The sequence below is a fragment of the Rhizobacter sp. P2_H3 genome (genome assembly GCF_056403355.1).
In genome coordinates, this window is record NZ_JBFUFQ010000106.1 from 1 (window position 1) to 19,522 (window position 19,522).

Annotated in this window: 19 protein-coding genes; 11 read left to right on the forward strand and 8 right to left on the reverse strand. The window is 69.4% G+C overall.

Going from position 1 to position 19,522, the window contains the following annotated elements; translation table 11 throughout:
* Positions 1-60: 60 nt before the first annotated feature.
* Complete coding sequence (locus AC1D1T_RS18800) at positions 61-1,104, reverse strand: alpha/beta fold hydrolase (protein WP_477825987.1); 1,044 nt, start codon at positions 1,102-1,104, stop codon at positions 61-63.
* A 144-nt stretch (positions 1,105-1,248) separates the two neighbouring features.
* Here AC1D1T_RS18800 and ybaK point away from each other — a divergent pair, with 144 nt between their 5' ends.
* From ybaK to AC1D1T_RS18825, 5 genes are all read left to right on the forward strand, one after another.
* The gene (gene ybaK, locus AC1D1T_RS18805; RefSeq protein ID WP_465113924.1) at positions 1,249-1,740 is read left to right on the forward strand and encodes a Cys-tRNA(Pro) deacylase; all 492 of its coding nucleotides are present in this window, start codon (positions 1,249-1,251) and stop codon (positions 1,738-1,740) included.
* A 52-nt stretch (positions 1,741-1,792) separates the two neighbouring features.
* Positions 1,793-2,524 carry a glycerol-3-phosphate 1-O-acyltransferase PlsY gene (plsY, locus tag AC1D1T_RS18810; RefSeq protein ID WP_465113923.1) on the forward strand — a complete coding sequence of 244 codons (732 nt, stop codon included), beginning with the start codon at positions 1,793-1,795 and terminating at the stop codon, positions 2,522-2,524.
* Positions 2,521-2,880 carry a RidA family protein gene (locus AC1D1T_RS18815; RefSeq protein WP_047587532.1) on the forward strand — a complete coding sequence of 120 codons (360 nt, stop codon included), beginning with the start codon at positions 2,521-2,523 and terminating at the stop codon, positions 2,878-2,880. The genes plsY and AC1D1T_RS18815 overlap by 4 nt, the downstream gene beginning before the upstream one ends.
* A 96-nt stretch (positions 2,881-2,976) precedes the next feature.
* Positions 2,977-3,198 carry a hemin uptake protein HemP gene (gene hemP / locus AC1D1T_RS18820; protein ID WP_156154859.1) on the forward strand — a complete coding sequence of 74 codons (222 nt, stop codon included), beginning with the start codon at positions 2,977-2,979 and terminating at the stop codon, positions 3,196-3,198.
* Positions 3,199-3,292: 94 nt separating this feature from the next.
* Positions 3,293-4,873 carry a methyl-accepting chemotaxis protein gene (locus AC1D1T_RS18825; protein ID WP_477992297.1) on the forward strand — a complete coding sequence of 527 codons (1,581 nt, stop codon included), beginning with the start codon at positions 3,293-3,295 and terminating at the stop codon, positions 4,871-4,873.
* A 6-nt stretch (positions 4,874-4,879) separates the two neighbouring features.
* Here the strand turns inward: AC1D1T_RS18825 and AC1D1T_RS18830 are convergent, their stop codons facing one another.
* The 6 genes from AC1D1T_RS18830 to AC1D1T_RS18855 all read right to left on the reverse strand — a co-directional run bounded on the left by AC1D1T_RS18830 (position 4,880) and on the right by AC1D1T_RS18855 (position 11,208).
* Complete coding sequence (locus AC1D1T_RS18830) at positions 4,880-5,512, reverse strand: L-threonylcarbamoyladenylate synthase (protein ID WP_477828308.1); 633 nt, start codon at positions 5,510-5,512, stop codon at positions 4,880-4,882.
* An 11-nt stretch (positions 5,513-5,523) separates the two neighbouring features.
* Positions 5,524-6,453 (reverse strand): DMT family transporter, encoded by a 930-nt coding sequence (locus AC1D1T_RS18835; protein WP_477828307.1) that lies wholly within the window; start codon positions 6,451-6,453, stop codon positions 5,524-5,526.
* 10 nt (positions 6,454-6,463) lie between these two features.
* Positions 6,464-7,333, reverse strand: coding sequence for a 3',5'-nucleoside bisphosphate phosphatase (locus tag AC1D1T_RS18840; RefSeq protein ID WP_465115076.1), 870 nt, complete (start codon positions 7,331-7,333; stop codon positions 6,464-6,466).
* Between the two features lie 109 nt (positions 7,334-7,442).
* Complete coding sequence (locus tag AC1D1T_RS18845) at positions 7,443-8,546, reverse strand: PQQ-dependent sugar dehydrogenase (RefSeq protein ID WP_477825485.1); 1,104 nt, start codon at positions 8,544-8,546, stop codon at positions 7,443-7,445.
* Entirely contained in the window at positions 8,543-10,267 is a 1,725-nt protein-coding gene (gene recJ, locus AC1D1T_RS18850; RefSeq protein ID WP_477825492.1) for a single-stranded-DNA-specific exonuclease RecJ, read from the reverse strand. Before recJ ends, AC1D1T_RS18845 begins: the two co-directional genes overlap by 4 nt.
* An 8-nt stretch (positions 10,268-10,275) precedes the next feature.
* On the reverse strand, positions 10,276-11,208 hold the full coding sequence (locus tag AC1D1T_RS18855; RefSeq protein WP_477825486.1) for a hypothetical protein: 933 nt from the start codon (positions 11,206-11,208) through the stop codon (positions 10,276-10,278).
* A gap of 85 nt (positions 11,209-11,293) precedes the next feature.
* Between AC1D1T_RS18855 and AC1D1T_RS18860 the strand changes: the two genes are divergently transcribed.
* Genes AC1D1T_RS18860 through sixA form a run of 4 tightly spaced genes read left to right on the forward strand, consistent with a single transcriptional unit; the run spans position 11,294 to position 15,805 of the window.
* A complete protein-coding gene (locus AC1D1T_RS18860; protein WP_477825487.1) occupies positions 11,294-12,178 on the forward strand; it encodes a UDP-2,3-diacylglucosamine diphosphatase in 885 nt (294 codons plus the stop codon).
* On the forward strand, positions 12,175-13,266 hold the full coding sequence (locus AC1D1T_RS18865) for a glycosyltransferase family 4 protein (RefSeq protein WP_477825488.1): 1,092 nt from the start codon (positions 12,175-12,177) through the stop codon (positions 13,264-13,266). Before AC1D1T_RS18860 ends, AC1D1T_RS18865 begins: the two co-directional genes overlap by 4 nt.
* Positions 13,263-15,338 carry a polyphosphate kinase 1 gene (gene ppk1 / locus AC1D1T_RS18870; RefSeq protein ID WP_477992298.1) on the forward strand — a complete coding sequence of 692 codons (2,076 nt, stop codon included), beginning with the start codon at positions 13,263-13,265 and terminating at the stop codon, positions 15,336-15,338. The genes AC1D1T_RS18865 and ppk1 overlap by 4 nt, the downstream gene beginning before the upstream one ends.
* A 5-nt stretch (positions 15,339-15,343) precedes the next feature.
* Positions 15,344-15,805 (forward strand): phosphohistidine phosphatase SixA, encoded by a 462-nt coding sequence (gene sixA, locus AC1D1T_RS18875; RefSeq protein WP_047503323.1) that lies wholly within the window; start codon positions 15,344-15,346, stop codon positions 15,803-15,805.
* Positions 15,806-16,120: 315 nt separating this feature from the next.
* Here sixA and AC1D1T_RS18880 read toward each other — a convergent pair whose 3' ends face one another.
* The gene (locus AC1D1T_RS18880) at positions 16,121-16,609 is read right to left on the reverse strand and encodes a type III secretion system chaperone (RefSeq protein WP_477992299.1); all 489 of its coding nucleotides are present in this window, start codon (positions 16,607-16,609) and stop codon (positions 16,121-16,123) included.
* Positions 16,610-16,848: 239 nt separating this feature from the next.
* Between AC1D1T_RS18880 and AC1D1T_RS18885 the strand changes: the two genes are divergently transcribed.
* Positions 16,849-17,841, forward strand: coding sequence for a cytochrome-c peroxidase (locus AC1D1T_RS18885; protein WP_082004250.1), 993 nt, complete (start codon positions 16,849-16,851; stop codon positions 17,839-17,841).
* Between the two features lie 23 nt (positions 17,842-17,864).
* A partial coding sequence (locus AC1D1T_RS18890; protein ID WP_477992300.1) for a DAHL domain-containing protein occupies positions 17,865-19,522 on the forward strand: 1,658 nt, incomplete at its 3' end.

Here is a 19,522-nt window from a genome sequence, read left to right on the forward strand (position 1 = left end):
GGGTGAGGGAGAGGAGTGTCTTCATGGGATGGATACCGTGGGTTGAAAAAGGATGCGGGCTCATGCCTTCGCGACGTCGATCACCGCCTGCGCGAACGCACGCGGCGCTTCCTGCGGCAGGTTGTGGCCGATGCCGCCGGAGACGTTGCGGTGCTCGTACGGGCCGGTGAACTTCCCGGCATACGCCGACGGTTCCGGGTGCGGCGCGCCGTTGGCATCGCCTTCCAGCGTGATGGCCGGCACCGTGATGCGCGGCGCGGTGGCCAGCTTCGCCTCGATCTCGTCGTACTTCGATTCGCCGGCTGCGAGGCCGAGCCGCCAGCGGTAGTTGTGGACCGCGATCGCGACGTGGTCGGGGTTGTCCAGCGCCTTGGCGGAGCGGTCGAAGGTCGCATCGTCGAAACGCCACTGCGGCGACGCCGTCTGCCAGATCAGCTTCGCGAACGCATGGCGGTTCGCGTCGTAGCCGCGGCGGCCGCGTTCGGTCGTCAGGTAGAACTGGTACCACCACTGCAGCTCGGCCGCCGGCGGCAGCGGCTGCTGGCCGGCCTGCACGTTGGTCACCAGGTAGCCGCTGACCGACACCAGCGCCTTCGTGCGCTGCGGCCACAGCACCGCGACGATGCAGGCGGTGCGCGCGCCCCAGTCGCAGCCGGCCATCACGGCCCGGTCGATCTTCAGCGCGTCCATCAGCGCGATCACGTCCTGCGCGATGGCGCCCTGCTGGCCGTTGCGCGGCGTGTCGGCCGACAGGAAGCGCGTCGTGCCGTAGCCGCGCAGGAACGGGACGATCACGCGGTAGCCCGCCGAGGCCAGCAGCGGCGCCACGTCGACATAGGTGTGGATGTCGTAGGGCCAGCCGTGGAACAGCATCACCACCGGCCCGTCGGCCGGACCGGCTTCGGCGTAGCCGACGCTCAGCACGCCGGCGTCGACCTGCTTCAGCGCGCCGAACGAGGTGTTGGTGCCGGGCTTGATGTCGGGCAGCGTGGCGCGCGACGACTGCGCCGCAGCGGGCGTGACCAGGCCCAGCTGCAGCGCGCTGAAGCCCAGGGCTGCTGCACCGAACAGGTGGCGGCGTTGGAGATCGATCTTCTCGGACATGGCGAACCTCTCGTGTTGGGATGCGTCATTGAGCCGGTCCGACGTATCCGGGGTGTGTCGTGAACGCGGCCGTTTTGTCCCGTGCTGTGTACGCAATCCGATCGGACAAAGAGTGATACAGAGCGATTCCCTACACTCGCGGACATGGCACGCAAGGACCACGCTTCCGAGACCCCCGCGACGCAGCTGCTGCGCAAGAACGGCATCGCGTTCACCGAACACCTCTACGACTACGTCGAGCATGGCGGCACCACCGAATCGGCGCGCCAGCTCGGCGTCGACGAGCACCACGTCGTCAAGACGCTGGTGATGGAGGACGAGACCGCCGCGCCGCTGATCGTGCTGATGCACGGCGATCGCCAGGTCAGCACGAAGAACCTCGCGCGACAGATCGGCGCGAAGAAGGTCGCGCCGTGCAAGCCCGAGGTGGCGCAGCGCCACAGCGGCTTCCTGGTCGGCGGCACCTCGCCGTTCGGCACCCGCAAGGCGATGCCGGTGTACGTGGAGGCCGGCATCCTCGAGCTGCCCGGCATCTACATCAACGGCGGGCGGCGCGGCTACCTGGTCGGCATCTCGCCCGGCGTGCTGACGAGCCTGCTCGGGGCCAGGCCGGTGCAGTGCGCCGGTGCAGAATAGGCGCCCAGCCGAAACTGCCAGCCGGACGCCCCGCGCCCGCGGCCAAGACCCCATGGAGACTCTCTACACCGTTGCCGCCGTGATCGCGGCCTACCTGATCGGCTCGCTGTCGTTCGCCGTGATCGTCAGCCGGGCCATGGGCCTGAACGATCCACGCAGCTACGGCTCGGGCAACCCGGGCGCGACCAACGTGCTGCGCTCGGGCAACAAGACCGCGGCCATCCTGACGCTACTGCTCGATGCGCTGAAGGGCTACGTGCCGGTGCTGCTGGTGGTGCTGTTCGGTGCGCGTTTCGGGCTGCGCGAGGGCACCGTGGCGCTGGTCGGGCTGGCGGCCTTCGTCGGCCACCTGTGGCCGGTGTTCTTCCGCTTCCAGGGCGGCAAGGGCGTCGCCACCGCGGCCGGCGTGCTGCTCGCGTTCAACCCGTGGCTGGGCGCGGCGACGCTGCTCACCTGGATCATCATCGCGGGCTTCTTCCGCTACTCGTCGCTGGCGGCGCTGGTGGCGGCGGTCTTCGCGCCGTTCTACCAATTGCTGATCTGGGACGGCGGCCCGCTCGCCGGCGCGATCGTCGTGATGAGCCTGCTGCTGGTCTGGCGCCACCTGCCCAACATCCAGAAGCTGATCGCCGGCACCGAGAGCAAGCTCGGCAGCAAGAAGGCGGCGGCTGCGGCGGCCAAGGGGCATCCGCCGCAACATCAGCCGCAACATCAGCACCAACACCCGCCGCAACACCCGCACAAGCATTCCCACAAACATTCCGACCACGGAGCCAAGCCATGACCCACGCCGTACGGCGTTTCCACGTCGAGGACCGCTATTCCGACATGGCCATCCACCATGGCACGGTCTACCTCGCCGGCCAGGTGCCCGACGACACCACGCAGGACATCCGTGGCCAGACCCGCCAGGTGCTGGCGATGGTCGACCGGCTGCTCGCCGAAGCGCACACCGACAACGCGCACATCCTGATGGCGCAGATCTTCCTGGCCGACATGGCCGATTTCGCCGGCATGAACGAGGTCTGGGACGACTGGGTCGCCCCCGGCGATGCCCCGCCGCGGGCCACCGTGCAGGCGAAGCTGGCGAACCCGGCCTACCGGATCGAGATCGTCGTCACCGCGGCGCTGAAGGTCTGATACGTCAGCTCCATGCGGCGAAAGCCGGGCCGGCGCAGGGGATTTGCAGACGAGGGGGCTTGTAGATGCGAACGGTTCGCATTTAAACTGCAAGCCATGCACACCTCCACCCACCTGTCCTCCGCCGCGCAGGCCCTGCCCGCGGCGCCCGTCCGTTCTCCCCGCGTGCAGCCGGTCGGCGGCGGCGCGGCAGGTCCGCTGCGCTGCATCACCAGCGACGCGGTCTTCGCCGGGGAAACGCTGGTCATCATCGACCACCACGGCATCGAGTACCGTTTGCGGCAAACGTCGCTCGGCAAGCTGATCCTGACGAAATAGGGTCCGCTCGTACTCAAGTCGGTGCCGGGCCGCGCCGATAGCCTCCTGATCCCGTTGCAGCCGCCCAGGCTGCGCGGGCGATTCAGGAGACAACATGAATTTCGTCAACCGGATGAAGATCGGGACGCGACTGGGCCTGGGTTTCGGCGTCGTGATCCTGTTGCTGGTGATGATCACCGGCGTGTCGGTGTGGCGCATCCGCGCCATCAATGCGGCCACGGCCGAGATCGTCAGCGAGGGCTACGGCCAGATCGCGCTGGCCACCGAGATCGACCGTGCCGTCAACAAACAGGCCAACCACCTGCGCAGCGCGGTGCTGGCCGTCGGTGACGACGCCGAGGTCAAGGGCTACATCACGAAGGTCAGCGAGGCCACGCGCGAGATCTCGCAGCTGCGCGAGAAGCTGGCCGGGAGCGGCGCCACGCCCAAGGGCGACGAACTGCTGAAGGCCTTGCAGGAAAGCGGTGACGCCTACGTCAAGAAGCGCCAGAAGGTGGTCACGCTGCTGCAGGCCAACCTGCCGGATGCGGCGCGCAACTTCCTGCTGAAGGAAGTGCGGCCGCTGCAGGACGCCTACCTGGCCGCTTCGCTCGACATGGTTCGCTTCCAGGAAACGCAGATGCAGGACGCCGCGCGCCAGGCCCAGGCTTCGGGCCGCGCGGGGATCGTCACGACACTGGTGCTGGCCGGTGTGGCTGCGCTGTGCGCGGTCGCCATCAGCCTGGTGATCAGCCGCTCGATCACCGGTGCGCTGCGGCGCGCGGTGCTGGTGGCCGAGACGGTGGCGGCCGGCGACCTGACCTCGCGCATCGAGGTGCGCAGCGGCGACGAGACCGGGCAGCTGCTCGGTGCCTTGCAGGTGATGAACGACAGCCTGGTGCGGGTGGTCGGCGCGGTGCGGGCCGGCTCGGACAGCATCGCGACCGGCTCGAGCCAGATCGCCGGCGGCAACGCCGACCTGTCGCAGCGCACCGAGGAGCAGGCCTCGAACCTGCAGCGCACGGCAGCGTCGATGGAGCAGATCACCGCGACGGTGCGGGCGAATGCCGACACCGCGCGCCAGGCCACGCAGCTCGCGAGCTCGGCCCGCCAGGTGGCGGTGCAGGGCGGCGACGTGGTCGGCAGGGTGGTGACGACGATGGAGGAGATCAGCGCCAGCTCGCGCAAGATCAGCGACATCATCGGCGTGATCGACGGCATCGCGTTCCAGACCAACATCCTCGCGCTGAATGCGGCGGTGGAAGCGGCGCGCGCCGGCGAGCAGGGCCGCGGCTTCGCGGTGGTGGCCAGCGAGGTGCGCAGCCTCGCGCAGCGCAGCGCGCAGGCGGCCAAGGAGATCAAGGCGCTGATCGGCGCGAGCGTCGAGAAGGTGGCAGCCGGCACGCAGCTGGTGGGCGATGCGGGCGTGACGATGAAGGATGTCGTGGCGCAGGTGAAGCGGGTGGCCGAGCTGATCGACGAGATCAGCACCGCGACCGGCGAGCAGACGGCCGGCATCGGCCTGGTCAGCGATTCGGTGATGCAGATCGAGCAGGTGACGCAGCAGAACGCGGCGCTGGTCGAGCAATCGGCTGCTGCGGCGGACAGTCTTCAGCAGCAGGCGGCGCGGCTGGTGGATGCGGTGCGGCAGTTCAAGCTGAAGGACGACGGGTTGCTGGTCGCGCCCACCGCCTGAGTTGTCTCAGTCCACTGGCAGTCCCAGCAGGGCGGGGTCTCCCCTTCCCAAACGGAACAGCACCGGCTCGTCTGTCGTCAGGTCGACCACCGTCGTCGGCTCGCGCGGGCATGCGCCCGCATCGACCACCGCCTGCACCTGGCCCTGGAAACGCTCGCGGATCTCATCCGGGTCGTTCATCGGCTCGGTCTCCCCCGGCGCGATCAGCGTGGTCGACAGCAACGGCTCGCCGAAGATGTCGAGCAGCTGCAGCAGCATCCTGTGGTCCGGTACGCGCAGGCCGATGGTGCGGCGCGACGGGTGCGACACGCGCCGCGGCACTTCCTTCGTCGCCTCGAGGATGAAGGTGAACGGCCCCGGCGTCGCATGCTTCATCAGCCGGTACTGCCGGTTGTCGACGCGGGCGTAGCTCGCCAGCTCCGACAGGTCGCGGCACAGCAGCGTCAGGTGGTGCTTGTCGTCGACGCCGCGGATGCGCCGCAGGTTCTCGGCCGCCGCCTTGTCGTCGAGGTGGCACACCAGCGCATAGCTCGAATCGGTCGGCACCGCGGCGATGCCGCCGTCGTGCAGGATCTGCGCGGCCTGCTTCAGCAGGCGCTGTTGCGGGTTCTCGGGATGGACTTCGAAGAATTGCGGCATGGGCCGCGATGCTAATCCGCGATCGTGTCGGCCGCTACTGTCGATGTCGCGGGGTGCGCCGCGGTCTTGCGCATGTTCAGCCACGCGCTCGCCGCACCGCACACCGCGATCACGCCCATGCCGACCCAGGCCCAGCCGTCCGGCACGTAGCGGAACACCGCCCAGCTCACCGCCGCCGCCACGCCGATCTGCAGGTAGATGAAGGGCATCAGCGTCGCCGTCGGCGCGAGGCCCAGCGCGAGGATCAGGAACAGGTGGCCCACCGTGCCGAGCGCGCCGATCACCAGCAGCAGCACCAGCTGCTGCGGCGGCGCAGCCAACAGCGTGCCGTCGGTGTCGATCGCACTGAAGAGGAACAGCACCGGCGTCAGCACCAGCGCGCCGGTCAGGCCGGTGTAGAAGTGCGTCGTGTACGGGCTCTCCAGCGCCGACAGCTTGCTCGTCAGCACCTGGAAGCTCGCGTAGGTGAGGGCGCCGGCCAGCGGGAACAGCACCGCCCAGCCGAACAGCCCGCTGCCCGGTCGGATCACGATGATCGCGCCGACGAAGGCCGCGCACACCAGCGCCCAGCGCAGCGTCGACACCCGCTCGTGCAGCACCCAGGCCGCCAGCAGCGTCACGACCACCGGCGTCAGCATGTTGATCGCGGTGAATTCGGCCACCGGCATCTGCTGCACGCCGAAGAAGCTCAGCGCACTGGTGGCCAGCAGCAGCGCGCCGCGCGCCAGCTGGAAACGCGGGTGCGCGGTGCGAAAGCCCGCGGTCTTCGAGCGCAGCAACCAGATCCCCATCGACACCGCCTGGAAGGCGTAGCGCGCCCACAGGATCAACAGCACCGGCAGGAAAGCGCCCAGGTACTTGATCGTGGTGTCCATGGTCGCGAAGCACAGCGCCGCCAGGGCGATCAGCGCGATGCCCCGGGCGGGGCGCTGTCTTGTCACGATCGTGGGTTCACGGGAGCTGCACGCGGTCGACGAGCGCTTCCCAGACCGGCGTCAGCTTGCCCGGCAGCGGCGGCAGCGTCCCCAGGTCGACGTGGCTCTCGTCGGGGCTGTGGAAATCGGAACCGCGCGACGCGAGCAGCTCGAACTCGAGCGCCATGTCGGCGTACTTGATGAAGTCGGTGTTCGAGTGGCTGCCGGTGATCACCTCGACCCCGCGCCCGCCATGCACCTTGAATTCGGTGAACAGCGCGTATTCCTCGTTGGCGGTGAACTTGTAGCGCCCCGGGTGCGCGATCACCGCGATGCCGTGCGCCTCGCGGATCCAGCGCACCGCGTCGCCGAGCTTTGCCCAGCGGTGCGGCACGTAGCCCGGCTTGCCCTCGACGAGGAACTTGCGGAAGACCTCGTGCGTGTCCTGGCAGACGCCGCTCTCCACCAGGTGCCGCGCGAAGTGCGTGCGCGAGATCAGCTCCGGGTTGCCGACGTATTTCAACGCGCCCTCGTAGGCGCCGTGGATGCCGACCTCGGCCAGGCCCGCGGCCATCTCGCGGGCGCGCTCCTCGCGGCCGCCGCGCGTCGCGGCGAGGCCGGCGACGAGCTGCGCATCGTCGGCATCGAAGCCGAGCCCGACGATGTGCACCGTGGTGCCGGCGAAGGTCACCGAGATCTCGGTGCCGGTCAGGTAGGGCAGGCCCAGCGCCAGCGCCGCCGCCCGGGCACGCTGCTGGCCGCCGACCTCGTCATGGTCGGTCAGCGCCCAGAGTTCGACGCCGTTGGCCTTCGCGCGCGCCGCGAGTTCCTCGGGTTGCAGCGTGCCGTCCGACACCGCGGAATGGCAGTGCAGGTCGGCGTTGGTCCATACAGCAGGTTGGCTCACGGAGGACATTGTAGGGAGCCTGCTCAGGCTGCATCGCCGCAGGGGTAACCCGCCACCCGTTCGCATGCCGCCAAGGCTTCGACAAGCTCAGCCCGAACGGCCTTTCTCCTCAGGGCGTGACGCGCAGCACGCGCCCGGGGTTGTTGTCGGCCAGCAGGTACAGGAACCCGTCCGGCCCCTGGCGCACGTCGCGGATGCGCTCGTGCAGCTCGGTCAGCAGCCGCTCCTCCTTGACCACCTTGTCGCCGTCGAGCTGCAGCCGCACCAGCATCTGCCTCGCCAGCGCGCCGACGAACAGGCTGCCCTTCCAGCCCGGGTAGCGATCGCTCGTCAGGAAGGCCATGCCGCTCGGTGCGATCGACGGCACCCAGTACGTCAGCGGCTGCTCCATGCCGGCCTTGGCCTTGCCTTCGCCGATCGCGGCGCAGCTGCCGTACTCGCAGCCGTAGGTGATCACCGGCCAGCCGTAGTTCCTGCCCGCCGCATCGAGGTTGACCTCGTCGCCGCCCTGCGGGCCGTGCTCGTGGGTCCACAGCGCGCCGGTCCACGGGTTCAGCGCGGCGCCCTGCAGGTTGCGGTGGCCGATGCTCCACAGCTCCGGCCGCGCGCCCGCCGTCCTGACGAACGGGTTGTCGGCCGGCACGCCGCCATCGGCCTCGATGCGCACCACCTTGCCGAGGTGGTTGCCGAGGTTCTGTGCGTCGTCGCGCATCAGGTAGCGGTCGCCGAGCGTGACGAACAGGCGGCCGTCGCGGCCGAACACCAGCCGCGAGCCGAAGTGCGCGGTGCTCTTCACCTTCGGCAGCTGCCGGAAGATCACGCTGACGCCGGTCAGCTTGTCGCCTTGCAGCCGGCCGCGCGCGACCGCCGTGCCGTTCTTGTCTGCCTCGCTGCGGCTGCCGGCCTCGGCATAGCTCCAGTAGACGAGGCCGTTGCTCGCGAACTTCGGGTCGAGCGCGACGTCGAGCAGCCCGCCCTGGCTGCGCGCGTCGACCTCCGGCACGCCCTGCAGCGGCGCGCCGAGCCGGCCATCGGCCGCGACGATGCGCAGGCGGCCCGGGCGCTCGGTGACCAGCATGCGGCCATCGGGCAGGAAGGCCAGGCCCCACGGGTTCTGCAGCCCGGTCGCGACCGTCACCACGTCGACCGCCTGCGCGGCAGCACCCGCTACGCACATCGCGGCCACCAGCGCCGCCCGCATCATCGCTTTCATCCGGCTCCTTCCACGACCATCTGCACCCGCTGCTGGCCGTTGTATTCGTCGACGCGCAACTGGTAGGCGAGCCGCACCCGCGTGCCCACCGGCGCGGTGTGGCCGAACCAGATCGCATCGCGCAGCGCACCCGCATGCCGCACCGACAGCTTCAGGTGCTTCTCGGCCACCAGGCGCTGCGACACCACCTCGACCTCGTCGCAGAACAGCGGCGGCTCGAAGGCCTGGCCCCACACCTGCGCATCGAGCGAGCGCACCGTCTCGGCATTGAAATACTCGGCCGCCAGCGGCCCGTCGGTCAGCAGCGTGCGCGACAGCGTCGCCGCGTCCAGCCACTCGCGGGCCACCTGCTGCAGCGCGCCGTCGAAGGTGTCGAAATCCTCCTCGGCCAAGGTGCAGCCTGCCGCCATCGCGTGCCCGCCGAAGCGCTTCAGCACGCCCGGGTGGCGCTTGGTGACGAGGTCCAGCGCATCGCGCAGGTGGAAGCCCGGGATCGAGCGGCCCGAGCCCTTCAGCAAGCCGTCCTGGCCGAGCGCGAACACGAAGGTCGGCCGGTGCAGCCGGTCCTTCAGCCGCCCGGCGACGATGCCGACCACGCCTTCGTGGAACTCGGGGTCGTAGAGCGCCAGCGCCGGCGGCGCATCGCCCTCGGGCATCAGCGTCTCGAGCATGGCCTCGGCCTGCTCGCGCATGCCGGCCTCGACCTCGCGGCGCTCGCGGTTGATGGTGTCCAGCGTCTGCGCGAGCTGCGCGGCGCGCGCCGGGTCGTCGGTCAGCAGGCACTCGATGCCGAGCGACATGTCCGACAGCCGGCCGGCCGCGTTGATGCGCGGCCCGAGCGCGAAGCCGAAATCGAAGCCGGTGGCGCGCGACGCATCGCGCCCGGCCGCGCTGAACAGCGCGGCGATGCCGGCGTGCATCTTGCCGGCGCGGATGCGCCGCAGGCCCTGCGCGACCAGCCGGCGGTTGTTCGCATCGAGCCGCACCACGTCGGCCACCGTGCCGAGCGCGACCAGGTCGAGCAGCGCGTCGAGACGCGGCTGCTGCTCGGCGCTGAAGGCACCGCGTGCGCGCAATTCGGTGCGCAGCGCGAGCAGCACGTAGAACATCACGCCGACACCAGCCAGGTTCTTGCTCGGGAAGGCGCAGCCGGGCTGGTTCGGGTTGACGATCACGCTGGCGTCCGGCAGCACGACCTGCTCGCCTTCCTTGGCGGGCAGGTGGTGGTCGGTGACCAGCACGTCGAGGCCCATCGCCCGGGCGTGCGCGACGCCGGCGATGCTCGCGATGCCGTTGTCGACGGTGAGCAGCAGGTCGGGCTTCGGACCGGGCTTCTGTTCGAGGGCCAGGTCGACGATGGTCGGCGTCAGCCCGTAGCCGTGCACCGCGCGGTCGGGCACGATGTGCCGCAGCGTGCCGGGCTCCGCGCCCAGCAGCGCGAGCCCGCGCAACGCGACCGCGCAGGCGGTGGCGCCGTCGCAGTCGTAGTCGGCGACCACGCAGATGCGCTTGCGCGCCGCGATCGCGTCGGCCAGCAGCACCGCGGCCGCCTGCGCGCCGTGCAGCTCGGCCGGCGGGATCAGGCGCGCCAGCCCGTCGTCGAGTTCGTCGTTGCTGCGCACGCCGCGTGCAGCGAACAGCTGCGCCAGCAGCGGGTGCACGCCGGCCTGCTCCAGCGCCCACACGCTGCGCGGCGGGGCATCGCGGCGGGCGATCCGCACATCGGCCATCACAGCGCCTCCAGCAGCGCCGTCGGCGATGCGCCGCCGAAACGCCGCGCCAGCCGCGTGAGCCAGCCTTGCGAGCCGGCCTGCAGCCGCTGCGCAAAGCGCTCGCCGCACAGTGTGAGCGACACCGCCTCGCCGGCATCGTGCCGCGCCAGCAACTCGCGCACCGGGCCGGCGTCGAGCGCGCGCCAGGCCTCGGTCCAGTCGGCCCAGTTCTCGCCCAGCAACGGAGCGCGCAGCCGGTGGTCGATGAGCAGCCCGGCGGTCGAGCCCGCCGGCTGCCGGCGTCCGCAGCCGCTCAGCCAGAACGAGTTGACCGGCATCATGCTCATCTCGGCGCGATGGTCGTTCTCGGGCTGCTGGTACAGCATCATCTGCACCTCGTTCTGCAGCCGGCGGATCGCCTTCGCCTGCGGGTGCTCGGGCATCCACAGGTCGAGGTTGCGGCCGATCACGCGGTCGAGCGATGCGGTCGGCAGGCCTTCCAGCGAATCGTGCGATGCATACCAGCGCAGCGGCGCGCCCCAGGCCAGCTGCCAGCCCTCGCTTTCGAACAGCGGGCGCACCGCCTCGAACAAGGCATGTGATTCCTTGGCACTCAGCCGCAGTTGCTCCGGGTAGCCGACGCTGACGTGCTCGGCGCCCACGTGCCAGTGCACCGGCGTCAGCAGGCCCCAGGGGGCCTCGCCGACCGGCACGCCGTCGGCCGCGGCCGCGTGGGCGGCCCAGGGCAGGCAGCCGTCGGCACCGCGCCAGCCGAGCGCCTGTGCGTGCGCCAGTTCGGCCGGGGTGTTCAACGCGTATTCGTCGGTGCCCAGCCGGTCGGCGGGCACCATGCGCGGCAGCAGGCGCTGCAGGTGGGGAAGGACGAGGCCGCGCTGTGCCGGCAGGCCAGCTTCGGAGAGCGTGCTGGCGTTGGGAATCAACAAGTGCATCGGGCGATTATCGGACGGCGCACGTCACCGGCCCGTCATGCCCTTGCCACCACGGCGTCATGGCCGGCTGCGAAGCTGGGTGTCCATGCAACGAGACGCCTTCTTTCGTGCCTGGACCGTTCCGCAGGAGCCCGCTCCCGGGGCGGAGGACGAGCCGACCTCGCACCGGCTGCGCTACCGCAGCGTGTGGATCTCGGACCTGCACCTGGGCACGCCCGGCTGCCGCGCCGATGCGCTGCTCGATTTCCTGCGCCATGTCGAGAGCGACACGCTGTTCCTGGTCGGCGACATCGTCGACGGCTGGCAGCTGCGGCGCAGCTGGTACTGGCCGCAGGCGCACAACGACGTGGTGCAGAAGCTGCTGCGCAAGGCGCGCAAGGGCACGCGCGTCGTCTTCATCCCCGGCAACCACGACGAGTTCGCGCGCCGCTATGTCGGCCATGAGTTCGGCGGCATCGAGGTGGCCGAGGAGTGGGTGCACGAGACCGCCGACGGCCGCAAGCTGTGGATCCTGCACGGCGACCTGTTCGACGGCGTGATCCAGTGCGCCAAGTGGCTGGCCCACGTCGGCGATACGCTGTACGAGTTCACGCTCAAATTGAACCGCCACCTCAACTCGCTGCGCGCACGCATGGGTCTGCCGTACTGGAGCCTCTCGAAATACCTGAAGCTGAAGGTCAAGCGCGCCGTCAGCTTCATCGGCGATTTCGAGAACGCGGTCGCCCGCGAGGCGCGCCGCCGCGGCGTGCAGGGTGTCGTCTGCGGGCACATCCACCATGCCGAACTGCGCGACATCGACGGCATCACCTATGCCAACGACGGCGACTGGGTCGAGAGCCTGACCGCGCTGGTCGAGCATGCCGACGGGCGGCTCGAGATCATCGACTGGGCCCAGCAGCTGCGCGACCGCGAGCCGCAGGCGGCGCCCAAAGTGGCACAAGCGGCGCCCACCGTGGCGGAGGCCGCATGAGGATCCTGCTGGTCACCGACGCCTGGAAGCCGCAGGTCAACGGCGTCGTCACGACGCTGGTGGAGCTGCAGCAGGGCCTGACTGCGCTCGGTCACGAGGTGCTGCTGATCGAGCCCTCGGGCTTTCGCCGCTTCGCCTGCCCGGGCTACCGCGAGATCGAGCTCGCGTGGCGGCCGGGACGCGAGGTGGCGCGCCGCATCGACGCCGCGCTGCATGGTGGCGAGGGTGGGGGCGGTGTCGACGCGATCCACATCGCCACCGAAGGGCCGCTGGGCGGCGCGGCGCGCAAGCATTGCATCCGGCGCGGCCTCGCCTTCACGACCGCGTTCCACACCCGCTTCCCCGAGATCCTGGCACGGGCGCTGCACCTGCCCGAGCGCTGGGGCTATGCCTGGTTCCGCCGCTTCCACGCGAAATCCAGCGGCATCATGGTGCCGACGGCCGGCATGTTCGACATCCTGCAGGGCTACGGCTTCAAGCCGCTGCGGCGCTGGTCGCATGGCGTCGACCTGGGCCTGTTCGAGCCGGTGCCGCAGGCCGATTTCGGCCTGCCACGGCCGGTCTTCCTGCACGTGGGCCGGCTCAGCTACGAGAAGAACCTGGAGGCCTTCCTCGACCTCGACCTGCCGGGCTCGAAGGTGGTCTACGGCGTCGGCCCGCTGCAGGAGCGGCTGCAGCGCGAGTACCCGCAGGTGCACTGGCGCGGCGTCGTCACGCGCCCGGAGCTGGCGCGCATCTACAGCGCGGCCGACGTGTTCGTGTTCCCCGGCCGCTCGGAGACCTTCGGCCTCGTGATGCTGGAGGCGCTGGCCTGCGGCACCCCGGTCGCCGCCTACCCGGTGGCCGGTCCGCTGGACGTGGTGGCGCCGCAGGGCGACGGGCGCGATGGCGGCGTGTTGCACGACGATCTGCGCGCCGCGGCACTGAAGGCGCTGGAGATCCCGCGCGATCGCGCCCGCGAGCGCGCGCTGCAGTTCGGCTGGGAGCCGGTGTGCCGCGAGTTCCTCGATCACCTGGTGCCGGCGCGGCCCAGCACTGACATGGGTGTCACGAAACCGACGCAAAACCTTCATAAACTCGTCGGATGACCGCGCCGACCGTTGCTTCGCCGGCACCGCTGATGCCAGCGCTGCTGAACCGTGAAAGCGCCATCCTCGAGTTCAACCGACGCGTGCTGGCCCAGGCCCGGCGCGACGATGTGCCGTTGCTCGAGCGATTGCGCTACATCTGCATCGTGTCGTCCAACATGGACGAGTTCTTCGAGGTGCGCTTCGCCGACTACATCGAGGCGGTGCGCCAGCCCGGCGCCGGCGTCTCGCCGCGCGACCTGGCGACGGTGGCCGCCGAGGCCCACCTGCTGATCGACGACCAGTACCGCTGCTTCAACGACGAGGTGATGCCGGCGCTCAAGCAGCAGGGCATCCAGATCCTGAACCACAGCGACCGCAACGAGGCGCAGCGGCGCTGGGTCGACACCTTCTTCCAGCGCCAGGTGCGGCCGCTGCTGGTGCCGGTGGGGCTCGATCCATCGCACCCGTTCCCGCAGGTCGCCAACAAGTCGCTGAACTTCATCGTGCGGCTGGGCGGCAAGGATGCGTTCGGGCGCGAGAACACGATCGCGATCGTCAAGGTGCCGCGCGTGCTGCCGCGCGTGATCCGGCTGCCCGACGAGATCGCCGGCACCGGCCAGGCCTTCGTGCTGCTGACGAGCGTGATCCGCGCGCACCTGGCCGAGCTGTTCCCCGGCCGCGAGGTCGAGGCGTTCTCGCAGTTCCGGCTGACCCGCGATTCCGACCTCGCGGTCGACGAGGACGATGTCGCGAACCTGCGCCAGGCGCTGCGCTCGGGGTTGACGACGCGCCACTTCGGCCAGGCGGTGCGGCTGGAGGTGGTGAACACCTGTCCGCCGGAGCTGTCGGAATTCCTGCTGATGCAGTTCGCGTTGCCGCAGGCGGCGCTGTATCACGTGAACGGGCCGGTGAACCTGGTGCGGCTGAACGCGCTGATCGACGCCGCCGACGCGCCGGCGCTGCGCTTCCCGCCGCACGATGCGCCGTGGCCGACGGGGCTGTCGCGCGACGAATCGATCCTCGAGCGGCTGCGCCGCGGCGACGTGCTGATGCACCACCCGTTCGAATCGTTCGAGCCGGTGGTGCAGTTCCTGCGCGAGGCGGTCGAGGATCCCGACGTGCTCGCGATCAAGCAGACGATCTACCGCACCGGCAGCGAATCGCCGCTGATGGACCTGCTGATCGACGCGGCGCGGCGCGGCAAGGAAGTGATGGCCGTCGTCGAGCTGAAGGCGCGCTTCGACGAAGAGGCGAACATCAACTGGGCGGAGCGGCTGGAGGCCGTGGGTGCGCAGGTGGTGTACGGCATCGTCGGCCTGAAGACGCATGCCAAGCTGCTGCTGGTGACGCGCCGCGAGGACGGCCGGCTGCGCCGCTACGGCCACCTGTCGACCGGCAACTACAACCCGAAGACCGCGCGGCTGTACACCGATGTCGGCTGCCTGACGGCCGACGCGGAGATGACGGCCGACATCGACGCGGTGTTCCAGCAGCTCGCGAGCCTGGGCAAGATGCGCCCGCTGCGCCAGCTGCTGCAGGCGCCGTTCACGCTGCACAAGCAGATGCTCGCGCACATCCACCAGGTGGCCGATGCGGCACGCCAGGGGCGGCCGGCGCGCATCGTCGTGAAGATCAATGCGCTGACCGACGTGCCGCTGATCGAGGCGCTGGTGGCGGCCGGCCAGGCCGGTGCCGACATCGACCTGATCGTGCGCGGCGCCTGCATGCTGCCACCGGGCATCGCGGGCCGGACCGACCGCATCCGCGTGCGCTCGGTGGTGGGCCGGCTGCTGGAGCATTCGCGCGTGCTGTATTTTCGCTGGGGCGCAAGCGAGGCGGACGAGGCCTTGTTCATGTCGAGTGCCGACTGGATGGGGCGCAACATGTTCCGCCGCATCGAGGTGGCTTGGCCGGTGCGCGATGCGGCGATGCGCCAGCGCGTCATCGACGAATGCCTGGTGCCCTACCTGCACGACGGCAAGGACGCCTGGAGCCTGCAGTCGGACGGCAGCTACCGGCGGATCGGCACCGACGGCCCGAGCGCACAGCAGGCGCTGATGACACTGAGGGTGACGAAGCAAGCGGGGTGACAGCCATGGACCTGATCCTGTGGCGCCATGCAGAGGCGCATGTGCTGCGCGACGGCCAGGACGACCTGGAGCGCACGTTGACACCGAAGGGCGAGCGCCAGGCGCAGCGCATGGCCGAATGGCTGAACCACCGGCTGGCGCATTCGACGCGCATCCTGGTGAGCCCGGCGGTGCGCACGCAGCAGACCGCGAAGGCGCTCGACAAGTCGTTCAAGACGCTGGCGGCACTGGCGCCCGATGCGGCGCCCGATGCCGTGTTGAAGGCCGTGCGCTGGCCCGACGCAAGCGAGCCGATGCTGGTGATCGGTCACCAGCCGACGCTCGGCCAGGTGGCGGCGCTGCTGCTGAGCGGCCAGCCGCAGGACTGGTCGGTCAAGAAGGGCGCGGTGTGGTGGCTGCGCCGGCGCGATCGCGAGGGTGTCGTCGACACCGTGCTGCAGGCGGTGCAGGCGCCGGATTGCCTGTAGGGCCTGCGATCAGGCTTGCACGTGGATGAGTGCGTCCATCAGCCTTTGCAGCGAAGGACTCGTGGCCGTCGCAGGCGCACCACCGAGGACGTACTTCGCCTGCTGGCTCGTCGACAGCCGGGTCGGGCTGCCATGATCTCGACCGACCGCGCCTTGACTGACCGCGCCTTGACCGACCGTGTGCGTGCCGAGCCGGCCGACGGCCACATCGGCGTTCGCAGCATTCAGCCGATGGTGTGATGCGAGACGAGAGATTCCAGTGGGTCCCATGTTGTGCTCCTTCGACTTCGGTTGAAGAGATGCCGTTGACCGGCCTCACGGCATCAGCTGCAACTCCAGCTCCCGTGGGTCCATCGGCGGAAATTCGCTGACCTCGATCACTTCGGCGTTCTCGACATCCGGGCCGGATTCGATCAGCTGGCCGAGCATCGACAGGTTGTCGAGGAAGCGCTGGAGCCAGTTCGCGAACTTCACATCGTCGAGCTGATCGACCGGTGCGCTCGCCAGCTGCAGCACGCTGCCGGTCGACTCATGCCAGCGCAGTGCCGATGTGAAGCCGTCGTCATCGGTGCGGTCGGTGCTGGCCTGCCAGCGGTCTTCATCGAAGACGTGCTCCGGACCGAACGGCATCGAGCCGGCCTCGGCGAACAAATGGATGCGGGACTCGACGGGTTCGTGCAGCAGGCTCACGACGAACTTGCCGTCGACCACCAGTTGCAGGTGGCCTTCGCCGTCGAACTCGAACTGCGCTCCGCCGACCTGGCGCGAGAAGCCGTCCATCAAGTTCTTCAGGGTGTTGCTCATGGATCGAAAAGCCCGGAGGGGCCAAGAGATTCCGTGCGAACTGAGTGACCGCGACCTGCGCCTGGTTCCATCGATTGAAAGGACATTCGTACCCGGGGGAAGCACCACCGCGCGGTTGGCATTTGTTGACCTTTTGGGTGAACGACCTGTGCGGCAATGCCTTACGTCACGTGACAACCTGAGCCGATAGTCCACGGGTGCAGTGACGCATCACGCACACAACGACTGATGAGGTGCTCATGCCCTGGTTGGATGCCGAAAAGATTGCCGCCGCTGTTCTCGCTGCCACGCTGGGCGGCTTCGCTGCAGGACAGGCGTGGGCGCAGGTCGACGAGCCGATCCGGCCGATCCCGCTCGACGTGCGGCTCGATGCGCGCAAGGTCGCGCTCGGCGACCGGCTGTTCCACGACAAGCGCCTGTCCGGCGACGACACCATCGCCTGTGCCAGCTGCCATTCGCTCGATCGCGGCGGTGTCGATGGCCGCGTCAGCGCGATCGGAATCGGCGGTGCGGTCGGTCCGATCAACGTGCCCACGGTGCTGAACAGCGGCTACAACTTCCGCCAGTTCTGGGACGGCCGCGCCGGATCGCTGGAGGAGCAGGCGGCCGGTCCGGTGCACAACCCGAAGGAGATGGGCAGCAACTGGCCGCAGGTCATCGAGAAGCTCGGGCGCGACAAGGCGCTCGTCGCGGCCTTCGAGGAGTCGTACCGCGACGGGCTGCAGCCGCGCAACATCCAGGACGCGATCGCGGTGTTCGAGCGATCGCTGACGACACCGAACGCGCGCTTCGACAAGTACCTGCGCGGCGACAAGACGGCGCTGCGCAGCGACGAGCTGCAGGGCTGGCAGCTGTTCAAGAGCTACGGCTGCGTCGCCTGCCACCAGGGGGTGAACGTCGGCGGCAACATGTTCCAGGTGTTCGGCGTGATGGGCGACTACTTCGCCGGCCGCGGGCAGCCGACCGCCGCCGACATGGGGCGCTACAACGTCACGCACAACGAGGCGGACCGCCACATGTTCAAGGTGCCCAGCCTGCGCAACGTGGCGCTGACGGCGCCGTACTTCCACGACGGCTCGGCCCGCACGCTCGAAGACGCGGTGGACACGATGTTCCGCTACCAGCTCGGGCGGCCGGCCTCGCAGCAGGACAAGGCGTTGATCGTGAAGTTCCTGCACACGCTCACCGGCGAGCTGCGCGGTCGCTCGCTCGAGCCCCGCATCCAACCCTGAACGAGCGCCCTCCCATGATCACGATGAACAAGCGAACCTGGGTGAACCTGCTCGTCGGCGGCGTGCTGGCGGTGGTGCTGGCGCTGCTGGTGAACAAGACCTCGGACGTGAACCACGTCGAGTACGGCGAGATCGGCACCCTGCTGCGCCAGCTCAAGCAGATCGATGCCGAATGGAACGTCGACGTGCTGCGCTCGAAGACGGGGTTGAATGCGAGCTACGACCCGGTGGCGAGCCCGTTGCCGGTGATCGAGTCGCTCGACGACCTGCTGCGCAGCAAGACCGACCGGTTCTGGAGCGGTCGCGGCGACAGTGCCGAGCGCATCCTGCCGCTGCTCGACACCTACCGGCAGCTGATGAGCTCGAAGGTGGAGCTGATCGACCGGTTCAAGTCGCAGCATTCGATCCTGCGCAACTCCACCCRCTACCTGCCGTCGGCGGCCTCCGAAGTGCTGCTCGCCGGGCCGGCGGCCGGCCGCGACGGGCTGGCGGCGGCGGTCGACCGCGTGCTGGTCGACACGCTCGTCTATGTCAACACGCCGGAGCTGGTCCATGTCGAGCGGGTCGACGCCAGCATCGCCCGCCTGCGCGAGCTTGCCAGGTCGCTGCCGGCCGAAGCGGCCCAGCGCGTGGCCGGCTTCTCGGCCCACGCGGAGACCGTGCTGCGCCAGCAGCAGGTGGGGGACAGGATCCTGAAGCAGCTCGCCGTGCTGCCGACCGCCCGTGCACTCGACGAGCTGGCCGACATGCATGCCCTGGAGCACGAGAAGCTGCTGGTATCGCAGCAGACCTGGCGCTGGGTGCTGGTGGCGTACTCGGCGGTGCTGCTGGTCGCGCTGGGCTGGCTCGCGTGGCGGCTGATCGCCAGCTACCGGATGCTCGCCCGCGTGAACCAGGCGCTGACGCGCAGCCATGCCGAGCTGAAGGAGTCGCAGGTCCACCTGGTGCAGTCCGAGAAGATGTCGGCCCTCGGGCAGATGGTGGCGGGCATCGCGCACGAGATCAACACGCCGCTCGCCTACGTCAAGGGCACGTTCGAGGTGCTGCGCGAGCAGGTCGCCCCGGTGGCCCAGCTCGCGGCCAACAGCGTGCAGTTCGCGCAGATGCTGCACCTGCCGAACGAGCAGCGCGACCGTGCCCGGCTGCAGACGCTGGCCCACGAGTTCGACAAGTCCACGAAGGAGGTCGCAGGCAGCCACGTGATGGACGAGATGGGCCAGCTGCTGGCCGACGGCATCCACGGCATCGAGCAGATCTCCGAGATCGTCACCAACCTGAAGAACTTCAGCCGGCTCGACCGCGCGAAGGTCAGCGAGTTCGCGGTGCATGAAGGCCTGGAGAGCACGCTGCTGCTGGCGCGCAACCTGCTGAAGAACACCGTCGAGATCCGCCGCGAGCTGGCCTTCGACCTGCCGAAGATCCAGTGTTCGCCGTCGCAGATCAACCAGGTCTTCCTGAACATCATCACGAACGCGGTGCATGCGATGCCCGCGGATCGCCCGGAACCCGGCGTGATCACGCTGCGCACCGCGCGCGAGGGCGACGACATGGTGCGCATCGAGATCCAGGACAACGGCAGCGGCATCCCGGCGAACGTGCTGCCGAAGATCTTCGACCCGTTCTACACGACCAAGCCGATCGGCAAGGGCACCGGCATGGGCCTGTCGATCTCGTTCAAGAT